This is a genomic window from Mesorhizobium abyssinicae (assembly GCF_049887195.1).
Lineage (GTDB): Bacteria > Pseudomonadota > Alphaproteobacteria > Rhizobiales > Rhizobiaceae > Mesorhizobium > Mesorhizobium abyssinicae.
Genome location: NZ_JARAKC010000134.1, coordinates 1 through 385, shown reverse-complemented (window position 1 = coordinate 385; position 385 = coordinate 1). Strand labels below are relative to the sequence as shown.

The window sequence follows — 385 nt, the reverse complement described above, 5'->3', positions numbered from 1 at the left end:
CGATGTCGCTACCGACCTTGACCAGCGTGATCGCTTCACCCTGGCTGGTCAGGCCGGAGGCCGAGTTGGTGACGTTCAGCGTATAGCCGCTGATCACCGTCGAGCCGGCGCCGTCGGCGCCATAGCTCGGCGACACCGCCGCCAGGAAGGCGGCCGCGAAGCTGGCGCTCGCCGTGTCGGAGTTGGCGCCGATCGTCTGCGCGTCCTGCGTCACCAGCGTGATGGCGCTGTCGTTGACCGTGCCCACCGTCAGCGACGGCACGTCGTCGTCGAAGCCGATATTGCCGCCGAGATCGGTGCTGACCGTCGAGGTCGCCTGGTCGTTGTCGCCATCGGTCACCGTCGCCGTCGCCGACAGCGACACCTTGCCGGCGGCAAGGTCGAG

1 protein-coding gene is annotated in these 385 nt (G+C 68.6%); it reads right to left on the bottom strand.

The window, feature by feature from the left end; genetic code table 11:
- On the bottom strand, positions 1-385 hold a 385-nt coding region (locus PU724_RS33975), incomplete at both ends, for a hypothetical protein (RefSeq protein ID WP_426213862.1).